Raw genomic sequence first — 18370 nt, forward strand, 5'->3', positions numbered from 1 at the left:
GCGTCAGCCCTCGCCCTCGCTGCGCTCCGGAGCGTCGGGCTCCTGGAGTGCGGCCAGTGCTCGCCGGAGGATGGTGCTCGAGGTCGTCACCGTGTAGGGGAAGTACACGACCTCGACGCCGACCTTCGCGAACGCCCGCTCCAGGTCGCGACCACGACGCGTGCCCTTCCAGTCGTCGCCCTTGAAGTAGATGTCGAACCGGACTTCGTTCCACGTCTCGAGCTTGTCGACGGCGGTTTCGGGGTACGCCTCGTCGACGAAGGAGATGTGCCGGACGATCTCGAGCCGCTCGCTGAGCGGGACGATCGGACCGTGGCCGCGAGTGGCGACGAGGGCCTCGTCGGCGACGACGCCCGCCACGAGATAGTCGCACGCGCTGCGTGCGTGCTTGAGGATGTTGAGGTGGCCGATGTGGAAGAGGTCGAAGGCGCCCCCGGCGTAGCCGATGCGCGCTCCCTCGGGGCGCGCGACGGTCTGCTCGATGTCGGCCATCAGTACGCCCCCTTGGGACGAAGCACCGTCTTCACCGTGCGCCATACGATCATGAGGTCGCCGAGGAGCGACCAGTTCTCGACGTAGTAGAGGTCGAGCCGGACGCTCTCCTCCCAACTCAGGTCGGAGCGTCCGCTGATCTGCCAGAGGCCCGTGAGGCCGGGCTTGATCATCAGCCGACGCTTCACCTTCTTCTCGTAGCACTCCGCCTCGGCGACGAGTGGCGGCCGCGGTCCGACGACGCTCATGTCGCCGACGAGGATGTTCCAGAACTGGGGCAGCTCGTCGAGCGAGTGCGAGCGCAGCTTCCGGCCGATGCGCGTGACGCGCGGATCGTTGCGAAGCTTGAAGAGCACGCCCGAGCCCTCGTTCTGGTCGAGCAGTCCCTCGAGGTCCCGTTCGGCGGTCTGCACCATGGAGCGGAACTTCAGCATCTCGAACGTCTGGCCGTCGCGCCCGCACCGGGTCTGCCGGAACAGGATCGGGCCCGGGCTGTCGAGCCGCACCAGCAGCGCGATGACGAGCATGAGCGGGGAGAGCAGCAGGAGCGCCGTGCCCGAGAACGCGATGTCGAACGTGCGCTTGACCGCATGGCGCCACCCGGCGAAGGTCGGAATCTCGACGTGGAGGAGCGGCAGGCCCTCGACGGGGCGGAAGTGGACCCGTGGCCCGGCGACGTCGGTGAGCCGCGACGACAGCACCAGCTCGGTCGCCGTGCCCTCGAGATCCCAGCTCAGCTGCCGGATCGCGTCGCCGCCGTCGCCGTACTGCCCGGTCACGATCACGGCGTCGGCGTGGTGGGCCGACGCGGCGGTGGCGGCGCCGGCGGTGCCTGAGACGACGGGGATGCTGCTCCCCGCCACCGTCAGTTCCGTCCGGTCGTCGTCGACCGCCGCGCCGACCACGACGAACCCGGCTCCGGCGTCGCGTGCGATCTGCCGGGCGACGTATTCGACGTCGTGGCGCGCGCCGACCACGATCGCTCGGGAGAGGTAGTTGCCTCGTCGGCGCTGGAGGAAGAGCCACCGTCGCCACTTCCAGCGACCGACCAGCAGGGCGATCGCGCCGGTCGGGGCGGCGACGAGGAGGTACCACCGCGCGCCTGGGGTCTCGGGGAGGACGAGGAGCAGGATGGCGCCGAGCCCGAAGGCGGTCGCAGTCGCGTTGAGCACGCGCTTGTACTCGGCTGCACCCACGCCGATCACGTGCGGATCCCGCGAGCGGAAAGCGCTGAGCGCCATGAGCCAGATCGCCGCGGTGATGACCGGGATACCCGCCGGCTGAAGCCACCCATCGGCCGCGACCGGCGGCCCGAGCACCATGATCCGCACCGTGACGGCGGCGAGCGTCGCGGCCACCACGACGGAGACGTCGGTGAACCGCAGCCGATCGCGATAGCGGCGCGCCCACCGCAGGCCGGAGGCTGACCAGACGCGGTCGGATGCCGCGGCCACGCGTCGGTCTGCGACGTCGGGAGGCGCCGTCGACGGTGCGGCGGGCGTGATCCTCGACGGCAGGCCGCTCATGTGTGCGACCGGATGCGAATGGAGGATGGGCGGGTGTTCAAGGGTCGGCGAGGTCGCCGACAATATGCAGGCTTCATCGTGCTTCTTCGATTGGGGACTCGGGTTTCGAAGAATGACCGGAGGGGACCGGTTGGAAGCGGCCTGCTGTCGTGCAGGATACGGCAGCTGGTCGTGCGGTGTGCCATCCCAGGGGAAGGATGAGTTCATCTCACAGGGGAGAGATGTTTCACTGACGTTACGCTTGCAACCGCCTTGCCGCGTTACCCAGAACGGGGGGCGGTGGGGGGGTTGACCCGGCCACGGCTATTCGCGAGGATTCGTCGTTTCGGCCGCGAGGCGGTCTTCGGGGGACACGGTCAGCTCGAGAGCGCCGCGACGATCGCCTGCCCGAGCTGCACGGGCTTGGTGAACTGGGGCCAGTGGCCGGTGGGCAGGTCGACGTAGTCGACGTGCTTCACCTTGGCCAGCTCGGCCGTGAAGGGCGAACCCGCCGCGATCCACTCGACGAGGGCGGCGCTCGGGAACTCGCACGCGATGACGGTGATGGGCACGTCGTAGCGGCGGTCGTCGGTGAGCGTGATCGGGTCGTAGGCGGCGCCGACCGGCTCGGGGATCGCGCGCGCCCGGAACTCCTCGCGGAGCCCCTCGTCGAGGTCGACGAGGTCGGCGTCGTCGAACTCCGACCAGTCGGGCAGCGGGATCTCGCCGTCGACGATTGGGAGCCCGTCGTTCACGGCGCTGCCGCCGGCGAGCGGCCCCGCGTCGACGTAGACCACCCGGTGGATGCGGTCGGGTCGTGCGTCGGCCACGCCGTGCGCCACGGCCCCGCCGCCCGAGTGCCCCACGAGCACGAGCGGGGTGCCCTCGTCGAACGTGTCGACGAGCCGCACGACCGCGTCGATGTGCTCGAGCAGTCCGATGCCCGCGCGGTCGGCGGTGACGGACTCCAGGCCCGGCAGCGTGACCGGGTGCACCCGGTGCCCGGCCTCCTCGATCACCGGTGTCACGCGCTCCCAGGAGGACGCGTCGAGCCAGAAGCCGGGAACGAGGATGAGGTCCATGGCTCGACGCTACTGGCGGCCGCCGACACCGGAGCCGTACGGCGGCGTCGGACCCGGTGCGGGCCTGGGCGGCCTCCGACCCGCGGCCGCGCGACGTCGCTCGCTCAGGCGGCGACGACCGCCGGCGCCCTCCGCGCCCCGCCGGTGGCGAGCACGACGATGCCGGCGGCGAGCACCACGAGCCCGAGCACCCCGCCGGCGGTGAGCGTCTCGCCGAGTACGGCGACCCCGAGGATCCCGGCGGTGAGCGGCTCGGCGAGGGTCAGCGTCGACACGGTGGCCGGGGCGAGCCCGCGCAGGCCCGCTCCGAACAGCACGTACGCGAGCGTCGTGGCGACGAGCCCGAGCCAGAGGGCCATGGCGAGTCCGGGCCCGGTGGCCAGCCATGCGGCATCCGTCATCGCGAGCATCGGGGCACTCACCACCGCCGCCGTGCCGAAGAGGGCGCCCATGCTGCCCGTCGGCGTCCACCCGCGGTCGAGCAGCGCCTTGGCCGCGAGCGTGTAGACGGCGTACGAGGCGCCGGCGCCGAGCGACGCGAGCAGCCCGAGCGGGTCGGCCGCGGCGTGGCCCGCGTCGGTCGCGGTGGCCAGGATCGCGACGCCCGCGGTGGCGATCGCGGTGGCGACGAGCCACCGGTGTCCGGGATACCGCCGCCGCAGCATCCAGTCGACCGCGCCGGTGATGACCGGAGCCGAGCCGAGCGCGACGACGGTGCCGACCGCGACGCCGTTCGTCGCGGTGCCCGCGAAGAAGGCCGGTTGGTAGGCGAGCACGCCGGCGGCGCCGATGGCCACGACGACCCAGGAGGGCAGCGGATGCCGCGTGCCGACGCCGGGCGTCGATGCGGTGGATGTCCCCGTGCCGCGTCGACGCCCGGCGAAGTGGAGGGCGAGGGCGAGGAGTCCGAGCGCACCGCCGCCGATGAGGATGCGCGCGGCGCCCACGGATGCCGCGCTCGCGTCAGGCCCGAGGGCCTGCGCGGTCCCCGTGGTGCCGAAGCACACCGAGGCGAGCAGCACGGCCACCACGAATCGCATCCCACATTGTTACACAATCCATGACGAGCCGGTGGAAGTCCCTGGCTGGCGCCGCTCCGCCCGTGGCCTCGCACCCCCTCGCGGGCCGGTAGGCTCGCGGATGTCGCGGGCGACCGGCTGCGACGGGTGCCCGCCCCGCGGCATCCGCCGGGCCACCCGAACCGAGCCGCCGCGACATCCGTCGACCCGAATCGGAGGAGCCCTGTGCGCGCCGTGCTCGTGAACGCCTTCGGTGAGCAGCCCACCCTCGCGGACGTTCCCGAACCCGCGTGCCCGCCGCGCGGCGCCGTGATCCGCGTGCGCGCCACCGGCGTCTGCCGCAGCGACTGGCACGCCTGGATGGGCCACGACGACACCGTCGTGCTGCCGCACGTGCCCGGCCACGAGTTCGCCGGCGAGATCGCCGAGCTCGGCTCCGAGGTCGACCCGGGGGCCGGCTGGAAGGTCGGCGACCGCGTGACCGCACCCTTCATCTGCGCGTGCGGCCGCTGCCCCGAATGCCTCGCCGGGAACGAGCAGGTGTGCGACGCGCAGTCCCAGCCGGGGTTCACGCACTGGGGCTCGTTCGCCGAGCTCGTGGCCGTCGACGAGGCCGCGCTCAACCTCATCCGGCTGCCCGACTCGCTCGGCTTCGTCGAGGCGGCGTCGCTCGGCTGCCGGTTCGCCACCGCCTACCGCGCCATCGTGTCGCGCAGTCGGCTCGCTCCGGGCGAGCAGATCGCGGTGCACGGATGCGGCGGCGTCGGCCTCTCGGCGATCATGATCGCGGTCGCCGCGGGCGTGACGGTCTTCGGCGTCGACGTCTCGGACGCCGCACTCGACGCGGCCGAGAAGCTCGGGGCGGTGCCGGTGCGCGGCGGCGAGGGCGCGGCCGAGCGCATCCTCGCGGCATCCGGTGGCGGCGTCGACGTGTCGGTCGACGCCTTCGGCAGCGGCGAGACGTCGTTCGCCTCGGTGCGGAGCCTGAAGAAGCGCGGCCGTCACGTGCAGATCGGCCTCATGTTCGGCGACAGCGCGCTCGCGGCGATGCCGATGGACGCGGTCATCGCCGGAGAGCTCGAGATCCTGGGCAGCCACGGCATGGCGGCGCACGAGTACCCGTCGATGCTCGGCGCGGTCGCGTCGGGCGACTTCCGGCCGATCGAGCTCGTCGGTCGCCGCATCACGCTCGACGAGGTGCCCGCGGCCCTCGCGGCGATGGGCACGGCCGGGGCATCCGGCTCGGGCATGACCGTCGTCGAGCTGTAGCCTCGCACCCCCTTGTGGGAACGGCCGGCGTTCCCTAGCCTGAGCGATACGCCATCAGGTGACACGAGTCACTCACCGCGTCACGTGCCACGACGACGTCAGCGACGACGCCCGGCCGTGCGTGGTGCGCGCCCACCCTCGACGAGGAGGACACGACCGAATGAGCACCACATCACCACGCGCGCGCCGGTCGCGACGCATCGCCACGGCCGTCACCGTCACGGCGGTGATCACCGTCGCCGGCGCCGCGGGCGCCGCCAACGCCGCACCCGGCCAGCAGATCGATCCCTTCGCACCCGACTTCGGGCCGAACGTGGCGATCGTCTCGCCCGACACCCCGCAGGACGAGGTGCAGGCCATGCTCGACGACCTCGCCGACGCACAGGTCGACGCCGAGATGTCGACCGCCCGGCACAGCGTGCTCTTCCTGCCCGGCGCCTACGGCACCGCCGACGACCCGCTGCAGGCGCGCGTCGGCTACTACACCGAGATCGCCGGGCTCGGCGCCTCGCCCGACGACGTCGACGTCACCGGCAAGATCGAGGTCTACAACCGCTGCCTCGCCGACGGCGGCACGTCGAACTGCCTTGCGCTCGTCAACTTCTGGCGCACGATCTCGAACCTGTCGCTGCAGGTGAACGGCACCGGCCAGGACGGATGCCGCGGGTCGGCGAACTTCTGGGCCGTGTCGCAGGCGGTGTCCATGCGGCGCCTCGACATCTCGGGCGGCAACCTCTCGCTGATGGACTACTGCACCGCAGGCCCCCAGTACGCGAGCGGCGGCTTCATCGCCGACTCGCGCCTGCCGTTCGTGGTGAGCGGATCCCAGCAGCAGTGGCTCACGCGCGACAGCGTGGTCGCCGGATGGTCGAACGCGGTCTGGAACCAGGTCTTCTCGGGCGTCGAGGGCGCTCCGGATGACGCGACCTTCCCGAACCCGCCGTACACGACGCTCGACGCGACGCCCGTCAGCCGAGAGAAGCCGTACCTCTTCGTCGACGAGAGCGGACGCTACGCCGTGCGCGTGCCCTCGGCGAGCACGGGAACCCGCGGCATCACCTGGGCCGACGGCGAGACGCCCGGACGCACCATCCCGATCACCGACTTCCACATCGCCAAGCCGGGTGACTCGGTCGGCTCGATCAACTCCGCCCTCGCGAAGGGCAAGCACCTGCTGCTCACCCCCGGCGTGTACGACATCGCGAGCAGCATCAACGTGAAGCGCGCCGACACCGTCGTGCTCGGCATGGGCCACGCGACGCTCACGGCGGTCGACGGCGCCGTGCCGCTCAAGGTGCACGACGCCCCCGGCATCGTCGTCGCGGGCGTCACCATCGACGCCGGCACGGTCGAGTCGCCCGTGCTGCTGCAGGTCGGCCAGCCCGGCAAGGGTCACGCGAAGCAGCTCGACCCGGCCAACCCGATCACGCTCTCCGACGTGTACTTCCGCGTCGGCGGCCCCCACATCGGCAAGGCCGACACCGCGCTCGTCGTGAACAGCGACCACGTGCTCATCGACCACACCTGGGTGTGGCGGGGCGATCACGGCGTCGAGGGCTTCACGAACGGCGTGAACGGCGACACCGACCGCTGGAACACGAACACCGGGCGTGTCGGCGTGGTCGTGAACGGCGATGACGTCACCGCGACGGGCCTGTTCGTCGAGCACTTCCAGACGTACAACACGGTCTGGAACGGGGAGCGGGGCACGACGGTGCTCTACCAGAACGAGCTGCCCTACGACCCGCCCACCCAGGCGGACTGGACGCAGCCCGACGGCACGCTCGGCTACCCCGGCTACAAGGTGGCCGACAACGTGACCGAACATGCGCTCTACGGCGCCGGCGTCTACGTGTTCAACCAGAACAACCCGTCGATCGTCACCGCGAACGGGTTCGAGACGCCCGAGGGCGAGGGCATCTCGCTGCACCACATCATGACGGTGAACCTCAGCGCCGGGGTCATCGAGCACGTCGTGAACGGGTACGGCGGCACGGCCGACACCTCGGTGATCGGCACGCCCCAGTACGTCACGGACTACCCGCTGCCGTGACGCGCGACGCGCTGACGCGCTGACGCACTGAAGCACCGCACGTCGAGTCGCCGGCGATGACCGCTCCGGATGCTCCGGATGCCCCGGGGCCGGCCATCGCCGGCGATTCGCGTCCTGCCGGCGCCGCTACGCGGACTCGCGCGCGACGAGCGTCGGCGGGTCATGCGGCCGGGTCGGGGGAGCCTCGCCGTCGAGTGCGGCGAGCACGCACGCCGCCAGGTACGACGCCTCGTGCTCGATCGACTGGGTCACGGTCGTGAGTGGCGGCGACGCGAGCGCGGCGAGCGGCACGTCGTCGACGCCGATGACGGCGAGGTCGGCGGGCACCGCCAGCGCGGCATCCCTCGCCCCCGCGAGCACGGCGAACGCGACCTCGTCGTTGTAGGCGGCGACCCCGTCGACGTCGGCCTGCGTCCAGGCGGCGACGGCCGACGCCGCCGACCCGGGGTCGACGCGCACCGGAATCACGAGCGGCTCGGCGAGCCCGTGCTCGACGCACGCCGCACGCACGCCGGCGAGCCGCCGCTCCGCGAAGTCCGAGACCCGCCGATCGTCGGTCGTGGCGTAGCCGAGGCGGCGGCGGCCGCGGGAGATGAGCCGCTCGGCCTGCATCCGTCCGATGCGCGGCTGCGGATCCTCGAGCGCCGCCGCCTCGGCCGAATCGACGTCGTCGCCCACGACCTGGACGCCCGCCTGCCGCATCGCCCGCACGTCCGCGGGGTCGAACGGCGCGAGCCCGACCACCGTGCGCGGGGTGACCGCCCGCCACAGGTGGGCGAGGGGGCGATCGCCGCGCACGTGGTGCACGAGTACCGAGAGGTCGCGCTCGGCGAGCTCGTCGGCGAGGTGGTCGAGCATCGTCTCCACGACGGGGCCGACCGGCCAGTCGGGCAGCACGCAGAGCACGAGGTCGCTGCGTCCGCTGCGCAGGGCCCGGGCGGCCGCCGAGGGCGCGTAGCCGAGTCGTGCCGCGGTCTCGAGCACCCGCCGTCGGGTCGATGGCGACACCGAGACGCCCGCCTTGTCGTTGAGCACGTAGCTCACCGTCGTCCGCGACACCCCGCTCTCGCGTGCGACATCCGCACTCGTCACTCCGCCCACGGCACCTCCGGATCCTCGCCTGCCTGCACCCTAGTCGCGCGAGCGGCGATGCGTCGCCGTGAGGCATCCGGAACCGTCGTCGCAGGGTGTCGCCGCGCACGCCTCCCGGGCCAGAATGGGCAGATGGATCCGGTGGCCGCACTCGAGGAGATCGCATTCCTGCTGGAGCGCGACCGCGCATCGTCGTTCAAGTCCAAGGCGTTCCGGCGGGCGGCCGACGTCATCGGCGGCTATTCCGCCGAGGAGCTCGCGGCCCGGGTGCACGACGGTCGGCTGAAGCGCACCAAGGGCATCGGCGACACGACCTACGCGGTGATCGCCGAGGCCGTCGCCGGTGACGTTCCGTCGTACCTCGCCGACCTGCGCGAGAAGCACGGCCCGGCGGTCCCCGCGGCCGGGCTGCGCGCGCAGCTCAAGGGCGACCTGCACAGCCACACCGAGTGGTCCGACGGCACCACGCCGATCGGCACGATGGCCCGCGCCGCGCAGCTCGTGGGTCTCGAGTACCTCGTGATCAGCGATCACTCGCCGAACCTCACCATCGCCAACGGGCTCAGCGCCGAGCGGCTGGCGCAGCAGCTCGAGGTGCTCGACGAGCTGGATGCGGCGAACGAGGCGAGCGGCGGCATCCGGCTGCTCTCGGGCATCGAGACCGACATCCTGCTCGACGGCACGCTCGACCAGTCGCCCGAGATGCTCGACCGGCTCGACGTGGTGGTCGCGAGCGTGCACTCGAAGCTGCGCACCGAGTCGCGCGAGATGACCCAGCGGATGCTGCGCGCCATCGCCGACCCCCGCATGAACGTGCTGGGCCACTGCACGGGCCGCCTCGTCGAGGGCTCGCGCGGCACGCGGCCGCAGTCGACGTTCGACGCGAAGGCCGTGTTCGCGGCGTGCGCCGAGCACGACGTGGCCGTCGAGATCAACTCCCGGCCCGAGCGCCAGGACCCGCCCGACGACCTCATCCAGCTCGCGCTCGAGGCCGGATGCCTCTTCAGCATCGACACCGACGCGCACGCGCCGGGCCATTTCTCGTTCCTCGACCTCGGCGCCGCCCGGGCGGAGGCCAACGGCGTGCCCGCCGAGCGCATCGTCACGACGTGGCCGGCCGACCGCCTGCTGGAGTGGGCGGCGGCGAAGCGCGAGGAGCGTGGTGCTAGGGGCGCCTGACGGCGTCCACCACGGCGTCGACCGTCGCGTCGTCGACCGGGAGGCCGGCCTCAGCCAGGCGCTGCTCGGCCATCGAGCGCAGGTCGTCGACGTGGCCGAGCTGGTCGTCGCCCCGCATCTGCTGCGCGACTCCCTCGATCTTCTCGTCGCTGGTGGCCTCGTCGTGGCCGTCTTCGATGGGTGCGTCCTGGGTGTCCATGCCTCAGCGTGACATGGGCGGGCGCTCGCCGCCGCCCCTTGACAGCGGTCTCACGCGTCGGCAGGGGATTTCGAAGGCTGACGTCGACGTGCCGACACGGGAACGGGCTGGGGCCGGTTCGGCGGCGGATCGAGGGGGACCGGCCTCGACGGCGTCCGCGGTTGGATCGGCTGGTCGATGCGCGTCGCCGGAGCCGGCTCGGGCATGACCATCAGCCCCGAGTTCGAGTTCGCGGCGCGCGCAAGCAGTTCGAGCCACTCGCGGTTGAGCAGCGGGTGCCGATTGCCCGAGTAGACGAACTCCAGCGCGACCGACGGGCCGATCCAGCACACCGAGTCCTGGCCGCCCTCGTCGCGCCACGTGAAGGTGAACGACTCCCGGCGACGAAGCTTGTTGATCATGACGACCTGCAGGTGTGCGAGAACGCGGTCATCGATCACGAGGGTCGTGGTGCTGTGGTAGACCAGCATGCCCATGGGAGCCTCCAACTCGTCCTGCATCCGCGTCGTCGGGTCGCCGACGCGGACGTGGTGCGCACGCCTCGTTCGACGGTTCCCCCGACCGTCGATTCGAGCCCACCACGCGTCCACGGTACGATCGGGTGAGTCTGAGGATCCCTCGACAGCGGGCGCTTCTTCCGTCTTCGGACGGAGCTGTACCGATCGCGGACGATCGGACCGCAGAGCGACGAACGTCGAGGTCGAAGTGGGCCGAGCAGGTCAGGAGGAGCGCAGCATGCCCGAGCTGGAGCACCAGTCCCGCTCGTTCGACGACGTCGATTCCGCCCACGAGTGGTTCGCGGAGTACTTTCCCGAGCGCCGGTTCGGGGTCGATCAGGATGGGCGGTTCGGGGTGCGCGTCAGCATGTCGACCTCCGGCCGGTTCTCCTTCATCGACTCGGCATGGACCGCGCCGGGAACCGCGACCGGCGGGACGCACGAGCTGACGGTCATCAGCGGCGCGGGTCGCGGGTACCGCCTGACCCAGGGCCCGACCGATCTCGACGCGTGCCAGCCGCTCCTGGCGCCGGCCGACGGACTCGCAGTCCGGTGGGAGGAACGGCGCACCTCGGTCGTCGCACTCGAGTTCGCCGCCGTGGAGCGCATCGCGCGCGCCGCCACGGGGTATGACGCGCTTCGGTTGCGGCGGACCGGACTGGTCGCCAACTCGCCCGAGCTCGCCGATCACTGGGTGACGGTGCTGCGCGGCATCCGGTCGTCGCTCGCGCGGGAGCCCGGCCTGCTGGATGCGCCGCTCGTGGCGAACGCGACGTTCCACCACCTCGCCACGGCGTTCCTCCACGCGTTCCCGACGAACTGGCTGGAGTCGCCGGACGAGCGCCGGGGTGGTTCGGCGGTCGTCCGCCGGGCGATCGAGTACATGCACGCGCACGCCGGTGAGCCCATCACGATCACGGATGTCGCGAGCGCCGTGTTCATCTCCACCCGCGGCCTGCACTTCGCCTTCACCCGGGAACTGGGGGAGTCGCCGGCGCAGGTGCTGCGGCGGATCCGGCTGGAGGGGGCGCGCTCGGACCTCCGCGCGGCCGGGGCCGATGCGACGGTCGCGAAGGTCGCCCGGGCGTGGGGGTTCGCGCATCACCAGCGGTTCGCCGACTCCTACCGGCGGGCATTCGGCGAGCGTCCCTCCGAGACCCTGCGCTCCCGCTGACGCGCTGCCGCGGGCTGGACCGACCGGCATCCAGCCCCTTGCCGCTCGACCGATGCGGATGCATGCTTGGCTCCGAAGCCGTGAAGGGGGCCGGGCGTGAACGCCACCGAGCGCCGCATCCGCGAGTTGCAGCGGATCGCCTACGGCGCGGATGCCACGGACGAGGAGCGGGCCGAGGCCATGGCGGAGCTCGAGGACCTGTCGCGGCGCGTCGAGCCGGTCGCGCGCGCCGAACCCGTCGAACGCGTCGAATCGGTCCAGCCCGGCCAGTCGATCGAGGACGCCGAGGCGGTCGTACCCGGCGATCGGGGCGTGACGAGGACGGATGCCGCGCGATGCCGACTCGTGCGCTGGACCGCGGTCGCGGCGTCCGTCGGGCTGCTCGTGGGAGGGGCGCTCGGCTGGTCGACGGCGCAGCGGGTGCCCGCGACGTCGAGTTCGTCGTCGCGGTTCGGCATCGTGTCGACGCCCGAGCCGGGAGTGCCCGTCGAGGACACGAGGATCCCGCAGTTGTTCGATCGCCTTCCGCTCGCCGACGAGGCCGCTCGCATCGCGGGGATCGACGACTCGGTCGACCCGGCGTCGGTTCGGCTGGTCGCCTCTCGCACCGACGGTCCTTCGGCCTTCGTCGTGCGCGCGTTCGACGGCGCCGACGTCTGCCTCGTGCTCGCGTTTCCGACGGGGCCGTTCCGGCGAGAGTGCACGACCCAGGGCATCTTCCCGCTCGACGGGCTCAGCGTGGAGTACGGCCCCGACGGCTACGGGCTCGCGGTGGCCCGGCTGAGCACGGCGGGCACCGTCTCGCTCGGCCTCATCGTGCCCTGACGGGTCGCCTGCCGCTACTCGTGGGCGTCCTTGCCCTGGTCCTCGTCCTCGTACGCCTCGAACGCGTCGGCGAACCGCAGTTCGCCGTGCACCGACTCGCCCTCGAGCACGACGCGCTGCACGAGCCCCTCGCCGAGTCCGCGGTAGGTGAGGCCGTCGTCGCCGACGAAGCCCATCGGGCCGTAGACCGCGGGGTTGCCGATGAGCGCGCATCCGCGTGCGCCCCGTTCGCGGAGCTCGTCGAGGCCGGCCGCGACGAGCCGGCTGCCGATGCCCTGACGCTGGCGGCCGGGGTGCACGGAGATCGGCCCGAGGCCGTACCACCCCACGTCGGCCCCGCCGACGGTGACCGGCGAGAACGCGACGTGGCCGATGACCTCGCCGTCCTCCACTTCGACGAGGGAGACGGTGAGCTCGCCCGCTGCGCGCAGGGCGCGGATGATGGGCGCCTCGGTCCCGTCGCTGAACGGCATCGGGTCGAAGGCGATGACGGTGAGCTCGTGGATGGCGTCGGCGTCGTCGGGGCGCTCTGGTCGGATCACCGCAGCAGTGTATGCGGGCGGGCGGCCCGGCGCACGGCTCGACCCACCTGCGAGGCATGGACGCGTCTGCGGACCCCGGCTTGCCACCCCGCACCGCCGCGCCTAGCATCGTGTATGCGCTATATGTGAATTGCAAGTTCGATTATCGAACACGCATCGACCGTGATCGGTCGAGACCACCGCACGATGATGTGAGGAGAACCCGTGCAGTTCCACCACCACGGCTACGTGTCCGGCGACCCGCGGGTGCTGCCCGCCGCCGGGGTCGGCCTCGACCGCCCCGCCGAGCTGCCCGACGAGGTCGACGTGCTCATCGTGGGCGCCGGCCCCGCGGGCATGATCGCCGCGGCGCAGCTCGCGATGTTCCCGAATGTGACGACCCGCATCATCGACCGCCGCCCCGGGCGGCTCGAGATCGGCCAGGCCGACGGCATCCAGGCGCGCAGCGTCGAGACGTTCCAGGCGTTCGGGTTCGCCGAGCGCATCGTCGCCGAGGCCTACTGGCAGACCGAGATGGTGTTCTGGAAGCCCGACCCGGCCGACCCGTCGCGCATCGTGCGAGCCAAGCGCACGCCCGACGACCCGGCCGGCGTCAGCGAGTTCCCGCACCTGCTCGTCAACCAGGCGCGCGTGCTCGACTACTTCGCGGAGTTCGCCGCCAACGCCCCGACGCGCCTGGCCCCCGACTTCGGCTACGAGTTCGAGGGCCTCGAGGTCGCCGACGACGCGCAGGACGGCGGGGCGGACGGCGCGCACCCGGTCACGGTCACGCTCCGTCACACGTCAGGCGAGCACGAGGGCGAGCGGCGCATCGTGCGCGCGAAGTACGTGATGGGCGCCGACGGCGCGCGCAGCCGGGTGCGCGCTGCGATCGGATGCCACATGGCCGGCGACCAGGCCAACCACGCGTGGGGCGTCATGGACGTGCTCGCGGTCACCGACTTCCCCGACATCCGCACCAAGTGCTCGATCCAGTCGGAGGCAGGCTCGATCCTGCTCATCCCGCGCGAGGGCGGCTACCTCTTCCGCATGTACGTGGACCTCGGCGAGGTGCCGGCCGACGACCACCACCACGTGCGCCAGACCGGCATCGAGCAGGTCATCGCCCGCGCGAACGAGATCCTGCACCCCTACACGCTCGACGTGCGGCACGTGGCGTGGCACAGCGTCTACGAGGTCGGGCACCGCCTCACCGATCGGTTCGACGACGTGCCGACGGATGCCGCGGGCTCGCGCACCCCGCGCGTGTTCATCGCCGGCGACGCCTGCCACACCCACAGCGCCAAGGCCGGCCAGGGCATGAACGTCTCCATCCAGGACGGCTGGAACCTCGGCTGGAAGCTCGGGCACGTGCTCGAGGGGCGCGCCCCCGAAGCCCTGCTGGCCACGTACTCGGCCGAACGGCAGGTCGTCGCGCAGAACCTCATCGACTTCGACAAGCAGTGGTCGACGATGATGGCGAAGAAACCCGAGGAGTTCGCCTCGCCGTCGGAGCTCGAGGAGTTCTACGCGCAGACATTCGAGTTCCCCGCGGGCTTCATGACCCAGTACGCGCCGTCGCTCGTCGTCGCCGAGGCCTCGCACCAGGCGCTCGCCGAGGGCTTCCCGATCGGCAAGCGGTTCAGGTCGGCCGAGGTGGTGCGGGTGTGCGACGCGAACCCGGTGCACCTCGGCCACCACGCGACCGCCGACGGGCGGTGGCGCATCTACGTCTTCGCCGACGCCGCACGCGCCGGCGCGGCATCCGGTGTCGCGACCCTCGCCGAGTGGCTCGACACCGCGGCGGACTCGCCGTTGGCGGCGACCCCCGACGGCGCCGACCGCGACGCCTGGTTCGACGTCAAGGTGGTCTACCAGCAGCCCTACACCGAGGTCGACCTCGGCGTCGTGCCCGAAGTGTTCCTGCCGCGGTCGGGTCCGTTCGAGCTCGTCGACTACGAGAAGGTGTACGCGGCCGACCCCGAGCACGACCTCTTCGAGGAGCGGGGCGTCGACCGCGGCGGCGTCGTCGTCGTGGTGCGCCCCGACCAGTACGTGGCGAACGTGCTGCCGCTGAGTGCGACCGACGAGCTCGCCGCGTTCTTCGCGCCCATCCTACGGGCGGATCAGCCGGTGACGGCGTCAGAGGTGTGAGGGCGCCGACGGTTTAGGCGGCGCCGAGCGCACCGCGGATCGATCGCGACGCCTCGCCCAGCCGCGCCGCGATCTCGGCGTCGGTTCGCGCGCTCGACACGTAGACCACGGCCAGGGCGGCCGGCTGGCCGCTCGGCAGCGCGAGCGGCACGGCGGTCGAGCGGAGTCCGGGGATGACCTCGTCGTGACTCGTCGCGTACCCGCGCACGAGGGCCTCGTCGAGCTCGGCCCGCCGCGAGGCATCCGCATCGGTCGGCCAGTCGGCGTTCGGCAGGCCGGCGAGGATGACCTTGCCGGGTGCGCCGATGCCGATCGCGTGTCGCGTGCCCGGCCGCTGCGCGACCGATGCGATCGCATGCCGCGGCTCGATGCTCGTCAGCGTCACGATCTCGTCGCCGTCGAGCACGGCGAGGAAGCAGGTCATGCCGAGCTCGTTCGCCGCGCTCGTGAGCTCGGGCAGCGCCTCCGCCTGCAGGTCGTGGGCGACTCCGGCGGCGAGTGCCGCGAGGCGGGCGCCGAGCACGATGCGGCCGCGCGCGTCGCGCACCGTGAGGCGGTGGTGCTCGAGGGTGCGCAGCAGGCGGTAGGCGACCGAGCGATGCACGCCCAAGCGGCTCGCGAGCTCGTCGATCGTGAGCGGCTCGCGTGCGTCGGCGAGGATCTCGAGCACCCGGATGCCGCGTGACAGCGTCTGCGACTGCGGCGCCGCAGTGGTCTCGTCGGCCATGTCGGTCTCCTCAGGAGCGTGCGTCGGGTGAGCGGCGGCGTCCCGCTCGATCACAGTATGAACGATGTGTTCGATGATCGAACGATGGCGCCGACGACGAAGCCGGCATCGACGTCCATGCCCGAGTCCGACATTCCCGTGCGGGCCCGGGATCAGCCGACGTGGCCGGCACCGGCGCGACGCCGATAGCGGTGCTCGGGGCGGCCGGTGGTGCCGTAGCGGAGCGAGACCTCCACGAGCCCCCGGTCGACGAGGGCCGAGAGGTGGCGTTGGGCGGTCGCCCGGGAGATGCCTGCGCGTTCGGCGGCCTCGGCGGCAGAGCACTCGCCATCGCCGAGCCGCTCGAGGAGGAGCTGCTCGGTCGGCGATCGTGACGCGATCGGCGAGGCGCTGCCGTGCAGGATGCGGACCGCACGGTCCACGGCCTCCTGGTCGAGCGTCCGGTCGGCGCCGAGCACGTTGCGGAAGCGCACGAACGCGTCGATGCGTTCAGCCAGGAGCGCGGGCGGGAACGGCTTGATCAGCATGGCGTGGGCGCCGGCCCGCAGCGCGCGGCGCACCGTCGCGGCATCCGATGCGGCGGTGATCACGAACGCGTCGACGTCGAGCTCCCGGACGAGCGCGATACCGTCGCCGTCGGGCAGGTAGACGTCGGCGAGCAGGAGGTCGGGTGCATGGTCGCGCACCGCCGCCCGTGCGGCGGCCGCGGTGTACACGGGCTCGAGCACCTGCACGCCCGATCGGCCGGCGACGATCTCGCGGTGGAGCCCGGCGACCCGGAAGTCGTCGTCGACGATGAGCACGAGCACGGGTTCAGTCACAGTTCCTCCCGAGGGGACATGACGCCGGGCAGGCGCGCGCAGAAGACGGCTCCGCCCTCGCCCCCGCCCGCGTCGGCCAGCCACACGTCGCCGCCGCGCCGGCGGGCGAGGTCGCGGATGAGCGGCAAGCCGATGCCGTGGCCGTGCACCGCGTCGGCCGGCGCTCGGCCCGCCCCCGCCCCGGCCTGCGCTCCGGCCACTGTTGCGTCGTCGCCCCCGGGGAACAGCCGTGCCGGGTCGGCCACCCCGGCTCCCGAGTCGGCGACGGTGATCGCCAGCACGTCGGCGTCGTCGAGCAGCTCGACCTCCACCTGCCTCGGAGTGCGCTCGGCGGAGAGCGCGGCCCGAACGGCGTTGTCGATGAGGTTCCCGAGCACCGCGCCGACATCCTCGGGCGCCGAGAGCGTGCCGCGCACGAAGGTGCCCTCGGCGACGGTCACCCGTACGCCCCGCTCGGCCGCCTCGATCGCCTTCGCGCCCACGATGGCCTGCAGCAGGGGTTCCTCGATGCGCTCGAGACGGCCGCCGGGGGCCGCGATCGGGCCGCGGCCGCGGAGCTCGTCGAGGAAGGAGCGCGCCTCCTCGACCCGGCCGGCGTCGATGAGGCCGGCGGCGACATGCACCCGGTTCGCGAACTCGTGCCGCTGGGCTCGCAGGGCGTTCGTCATCGAGCCCACGGCGTCGAGGCGTTCCGACAGCGCCATCAGGTCGGTGCGGTCGCGCAGCACGAACACCACGCCGAGGTCCCGGCCGAGCCGGCGCACCGGGCGACGGTCGACGTAGAGGATGCGTTCCCCCGCTGGGAAGGCCGAGGTCGGGTCGGGCGGAGGTGCCGCGGGATCGAGCACGGCGGCGAGCGCCGGCGCGAGGCCCAGCGCGTCGACGCGGGCGCCCACCGGATCGTCGACCCCGAGCATCCGCTCGGCGACCGCGTTGCACACCCGGATGATCCGGTCAGGTGCGATGGCGACCACGCCGTCGCCCACGCCGTCGAGCACGGCCGCCTGCTGTTGCACGAGCGCGGTGAGCTCCTCGGGCTGCAGGCCGAGGGTCAGCCGCTCGAGCCGCCGCCGCAGCAGCACCGCGACGAGCACGCCGATCGAGAGCGCGGCCAGGGCGGCGACGGCGACGCCCGCGAGCAGGGTGGGCAGGTCGTCGAAGACGCTCGCGGGCGCGAAGCCCACACTGACCTCACCCACGGGTCGCGCCGTGCCGGGCGCGTAGACGGGCACCTTCGCCCGGGCCGACTCGCCGAGCGTGCCGCGCTCCCACGACACGGTCTCCTCGCCGGCCAGCGCCGCGGCGAAGCTCGTGCTGACCTCCTCGCCGATGCGGTCGGGGTCGGGGTGTGCGAGCCGGATGCCGCGGTCGTCGGTCACGACCACGAACAGCGCACCCGTGCGCGCCTGCACGGCCCCCGCCGCCGCGGCGATCGGCCCGCCCCGCAGCTCGTCGACCGCGGGAGCCGCGGCCCGCGCGGAGTAGCCGGCGACGGCAGCCCGCAGGTCCGGGTCCTCCGAGAGGGTGCGCGCGATGCTCAGCGCCTCGCCCTCGGTCTGCGTGCGCAACTGCTGCACGCCGAGCCACGCGAAGACCGCGAGGCACACCGCGACGACCGCCACGACGCATCCGAGCACCAGCAGCAGCATCGAGTCGGCGAAGCGCACGTCGACCTCCGTCGGTCACCCCGCGGTGTTCGCGGGCCTGCCCCAACGCTACGCCCGGATGCCGCGTCCCCTTCGTCCGCGACCCGTCGCGAAC

Annotated in this window: 17 protein-coding genes; 6 read left to right on the forward strand and 11 right to left on the reverse strand. The window is 72.4% G+C overall.

The window, feature by feature from the left end:
* Nucleotides 1-3: 3 nt before the first annotated feature.
* The 4 genes from J2X63_RS11290 to J2X63_RS11305 form a co-directional block, all read right to left on the reverse strand.
* On the reverse strand, nt 4-492 hold the full coding sequence (locus tag J2X63_RS11290; protein WP_309977086.1) for an adenylyltransferase/cytidyltransferase family protein: 489 nt from the start codon (nt 490-492) through the stop codon (nt 4-6).
* On the reverse strand, nt 492-2018 hold the full coding sequence (locus J2X63_RS11295; protein WP_309977088.1) for a sugar transferase: 1527 nt from the start codon (nt 2016-2018) through the stop codon (nt 492-494). The genes J2X63_RS11290 and J2X63_RS11295 overlap by 1 nt, the downstream gene beginning before the upstream one ends.
* Before the next feature lie 356 nt (nt 2019-2374).
* Nucleotides 2375-3079, reverse strand: coding sequence for an alpha/beta hydrolase (locus J2X63_RS11300; protein ID WP_309977090.1), 705 nt, complete (start codon nt 3077-3079; stop codon nt 2375-2377).
* Between the two features lie 104 nt (nt 3080-3183).
* The gene (locus tag J2X63_RS11305; protein WP_309977092.1) at nt 3184-4119 is read right to left on the reverse strand and encodes an EamA family transporter; all 936 of its coding nucleotides are present in this window, start codon (nt 4117-4119) and stop codon (nt 3184-3186) included.
* Nucleotides 4120-4323: 204 nt separating this feature from the next.
* Between J2X63_RS11305 and J2X63_RS11310 the strand changes: the two genes are divergently transcribed.
* A complete protein-coding gene (locus tag J2X63_RS11310; protein WP_309977094.1) occupies nt 4324-5367 on the forward strand; it encodes a zinc-dependent alcohol dehydrogenase family protein in 1044 nt (347 codons plus the stop codon).
* A gap of 160 nt (nt 5368-5527) precedes the next feature.
* Complete coding sequence (locus J2X63_RS11315) at nt 5528-7420, forward strand: adenylyl cyclase (protein WP_309977095.1); 1893 nt, start codon at nt 5528-5530, stop codon at nt 7418-7420.
* Nucleotides 7421-7546: 126 nt separating this feature from the next.
* Here the strand turns inward: J2X63_RS11315 and J2X63_RS11320 are convergent, their stop codons facing one another.
* Nucleotides 7547-8521 (reverse strand): LacI family DNA-binding transcriptional regulator, encoded by a 975-nt coding sequence (locus tag J2X63_RS11320; RefSeq protein WP_309977097.1) that lies wholly within the window; start codon nt 8519-8521, stop codon nt 7547-7549.
* 123 nt (nt 8522-8644) lie between these two features.
* Here J2X63_RS11320 and J2X63_RS11325 point away from each other — a divergent pair, with 123 nt between their 5' ends.
* Nucleotides 8645-9691, forward strand: coding sequence for a PHP domain-containing protein (locus tag J2X63_RS11325; protein WP_309977098.1), 1047 nt, complete (start codon nt 8645-8647; stop codon nt 9689-9691).
* Here the strand turns inward: J2X63_RS11325 and J2X63_RS11330 are convergent.
* Nucleotides 9678-9890 carry a hypothetical protein gene (locus tag J2X63_RS11330; RefSeq protein WP_309977100.1) on the reverse strand — a complete coding sequence of 71 codons (213 nt, stop codon included), beginning with the start codon at nt 9888-9890 and terminating at the stop codon, nt 9678-9680. The genes J2X63_RS11325 and J2X63_RS11330 overlap by 14 nt on opposite strands.
* 50 nt (nt 9891-9940) lie before the next feature.
* Nucleotides 9941-10366 carry an ATP-dependent DNA ligase gene (locus J2X63_RS11335; protein ID WP_309977102.1) on the reverse strand — a complete coding sequence of 142 codons (426 nt, stop codon included), beginning with the start codon at nt 10364-10366 and terminating at the stop codon, nt 9941-9943.
* Nucleotides 10367-10625: 259 nt separating this feature from the next.
* Here J2X63_RS11335 and J2X63_RS11340 point away from each other — a divergent pair, with 259 nt between their 5' ends.
* Nucleotides 10626-11561, forward strand: coding sequence for a helix-turn-helix transcriptional regulator (locus tag J2X63_RS11340; protein WP_309977105.1), 936 nt, complete (start codon nt 10626-10628; stop codon nt 11559-11561).
* 96 nt (nt 11562-11657) lie between these two features.
* A complete protein-coding gene (locus J2X63_RS11345; RefSeq protein ID WP_309977107.1) occupies nt 11658-12386 on the forward strand; it encodes a hypothetical protein in 729 nt (242 codons plus the stop codon).
* A gap of 14 nt (nt 12387-12400) precedes the next feature.
* On the opposite strand, the gene J2X63_RS11350 is transcribed toward J2X63_RS11345, so the two are convergent.
* A complete protein-coding gene (locus J2X63_RS11350; RefSeq protein WP_309977109.1) occupies nt 12401-12928 on the reverse strand; it encodes an N-acetyltransferase in 528 nt (175 codons plus the stop codon).
* A 204-nt stretch (nt 12929-13132) separates the two neighbouring features.
* On the opposite strand from J2X63_RS11350, the gene J2X63_RS11355 reads away from it, so the two are divergent.
* Nucleotides 13133-15061: an FAD-binding monooxygenase gene (locus J2X63_RS11355; protein WP_309977111.1), complete on the forward strand. Its 1929-nt coding sequence runs from the start codon at nt 13133-13135 to the stop codon at nt 15059-15061.
* Between the two features lie 13 nt (nt 15062-15074).
* Here the strand turns inward: J2X63_RS11355 and J2X63_RS11360 are convergent, their stop codons facing one another.
* The 3 genes from J2X63_RS11360 to J2X63_RS11370 form a co-directional block, all read right to left on the reverse strand.
* Nucleotides 15075-15788 (reverse strand): helix-turn-helix domain-containing protein, encoded by a 714-nt coding sequence (locus tag J2X63_RS11360; protein ID WP_309977113.1) that lies wholly within the window; start codon nt 15786-15788, stop codon nt 15075-15077.
* Nucleotides 15789-15940: 152 nt separating this feature from the next.
* Complete coding sequence (locus J2X63_RS11365; RefSeq protein WP_309977115.1) at nt 15941-16609, reverse strand: response regulator; 669 nt, start codon at nt 16607-16609, stop codon at nt 15941-15943.
* Complete coding sequence (locus J2X63_RS11370) at nt 16606-18276, reverse strand: ATP-binding protein (RefSeq protein WP_309977117.1); 1671 nt, start codon at nt 18274-18276, stop codon at nt 16606-16608. Before J2X63_RS11370 ends, J2X63_RS11365 begins: the two co-directional genes overlap by 4 nt.
* Nucleotides 18277-18370: the final 94 nt, after the last annotated feature.

Source organism: Agromyces sp. 3263 (genome assembly GCF_031456545.1).
Taxonomy (GTDB): Bacteria; Actinomycetota; Actinomycetes; order Actinomycetales; family Microbacteriaceae; genus Agromyces.